The sequence below is a fragment of the Armatimonas sp. genome (genome assembly GCF_043757465.1).
Taxonomy (GTDB): Bacteria; Armatimonadota; Armatimonadia; order Armatimonadales; family Armatimonadaceae; genus Armatimonas.
Genome location: NZ_JAYVPL010000033.1, coordinates 1 through 2,233, shown reverse-complemented (window position 1 = coordinate 2,233; position 2,233 = coordinate 1). Strand labels below are relative to the sequence as shown.

2 protein-coding genes are annotated in these 2,233 nt (G+C 59.5%); one reads left to right on the top strand and one right to left on the bottom strand.

Features of this window, described 5'->3' with window-relative positions:
* On the bottom strand, window positions 1–616 hold a 616-nt coding region (locus ACH2ED_RS04655), incomplete at its 3' end, for a hypothetical protein (protein WP_395089042.1).
* A 1,086-nt stretch (window positions 617–1,702) separates the two neighbouring features.
* Between ACH2ED_RS04655 and ACH2ED_RS04650 the strand changes: the two genes are divergently transcribed.
* Window positions 1,703–2,233, top strand: a 531-nt coding sequence (locus ACH2ED_RS04650; RefSeq protein WP_395089041.1) for a DUF3854 domain-containing protein, incomplete at its 3' end; no start/stop codon positions are given.

The window sequence follows — 2,233 nt, the reverse complement described above, 5'->3', positions numbered from 1 at the left end:
CGGCCCGGGTCCCGATCTGACCTGAGTGCTCTAAGACCTGAATGGTCTTGGGGTTGTAAAGCTCAGGCTTGCCGGCTCGAATCATCATCTCAGCCAGGCGGTCAGAGAACTCGCGAGTATGACCCACGAGCATGCCCTGCTGATACACTGGGCGGAGGTAGCCCTCGAAGGCCCGGCGCCGGACCTCATCCTCATGGAACTCAAAGGCCTGGGTCATGGCCAGGTTGAAGGCGGCGGTGAAGTCAGGGTCTTCTCGACGCAGGGCAGAGATGCTGCCGTAGTGCACCCGAAGCTCTTTGGCCACGGTGGTGGGCCTGCCGTCGATGGCCAGGGCGGCCAGGTAGGCCTGGATGACGAGTGGGGTGATCTCAGTGTACTTTGGGTCGTCGGGCCCAGCGGCAATCTGCCCTTTGGAGGTGCGCTGCCCCTGAAGGCCTTTGACCGGGGTGGCCGACTTGCTTGGGTTTCGAAGTTGTGCCGCCTTGCGCTCGGCTGCCGACTTGACCAGCTTGGTCTCAGGCTGCGTGCCCTTGGCCTTCTTTACCAACACGGCACCATAAGCAATGCCAGTCCGAGAAGGCTTCTTTGGGCTTGGCGCCGGGGGTTTGGTTGCCATAGGTTTGTCTGTGTGCATTGAGCCCACCACAACATAGATGGGAATGTAAGGAATCGTACACTATGCGTATCACGAAACGACGCGCTTGGCGATATTTATTTAGCGCTTGGAGCCTCAGACCAAAGCACAAAGTGCACAGACCAAGACATTAAGCACGTGGGTCAAGGCACCAGGAGCACATACCAAAGGCACCAGGCACGTGGGCCAAGGCCCAGACTGCATTGGTCAGGCTCCCTGAGGCGCGTCCACCCCAGCAATGGCGCTTTGTACCCAAGAACCAGCCCAAGATGCGCCCTCTTTATCACCCAGATGCCACAAACCCAATTAAGTCATAAGCATAAGTCAGTACGTTGTCTAATATATAGAGAAAGAAAGTTGCTAACTAATAGCTATAGGTATACATACTACTATCTCTATATCCTACGAAACATGTTGACTTTATTCCTTAGACTTATGGCTTCCCTGGCCGTCCTGAGGGCCGAGCCGCCCCTGCCTGGGCCTAAATTCGCATCCCCTCGCCCCGTAGGGCCTAAAAACAGGTTAGAGTCGGCGTCTCGCTGAGACCTTCGATTACAACAAACCAAAGGAGTCAAGTCTAATGCCTGACCAACAAGCCCAGCTTTTGGCGGATTTTCGTGCACTTCTCGCGCTGTCCCCGCTTAAAGTCAGGCGCCTTTTTAGCCCTACCTTCGGCCGTCTGGCGAAGTCTTTAGGCCTCGACTTCGCCCTCGTGGCCGACCTTTTCGTCGACAAGCGGGTCTTGCCGGCCCGCTACGAGGTGGTCAGCACGGGCCGCTCGCCGACTGCCGGGTGGGACAACCCCATGCTGGCCTTGGATGCCGCCGCGTGCCTGGAGCTTCCCCTAGACAAGTTCTACCGGGCGTTGGCGCGGGTCCCCGTGGGCCTTTGGTATACGCCGCGTCGCCTCTATGTGTCAGACGGCCTGTCTGAGAGTCGAAGCGCCAGGCGCCTTAAAAGCGAGCTAGAATCTGGCTCAAGCAAGCCCCCTCGGCTTCCTCCAGGCCCTCCGCGGGTGGTCAACAGGTCCTCAGCAAATTTGGTGACAGGTCGAGGGGTGGTTGCCCGATGACCAGTAAGCTGACCCTCAGCCTGGCCGAGGCCAAGCTCTTCGAGTCCGGTCTCACGCTGGCCGACGCCAAGCTCCTTGGCCTTACCTTCCACGACGACTTGTCCGTGCTGCACAAGCAGGCCGACCAGGCCGAGTGGCGAGCTGGCCCCGGCATCAAGATCCCCTACTTTGACCTGCTTGGCCAGCCCCTCGAGACCCACCCCAGCTGGGGCCCATTCTGGCGGACCCGCCGGCTTGAGGTGCCCCAAGAAGAGCGGTCTGGGTTCGACAAGCAGACGACCGGCGGGCCAATCGCCGGGGTCAAGAAGGCAGACCACAAATACGACCAGCCGCCTAAGACCGGGACCACCGCCTACTTTCCGCCCAACCTAGACTGGCCCAGCATTGCCATGGACCCAGAGCAGTCGATCATCCTGACTGAGGGGGAGTTCAAGGCCATGAAGTCCGGGAAAGAAGGGGTGCCGTGCATCGGCCTCGGCGGCGTGTGGAACTACAAGAGCACCGAGACCGGGGTGCTGTTCTTGCAG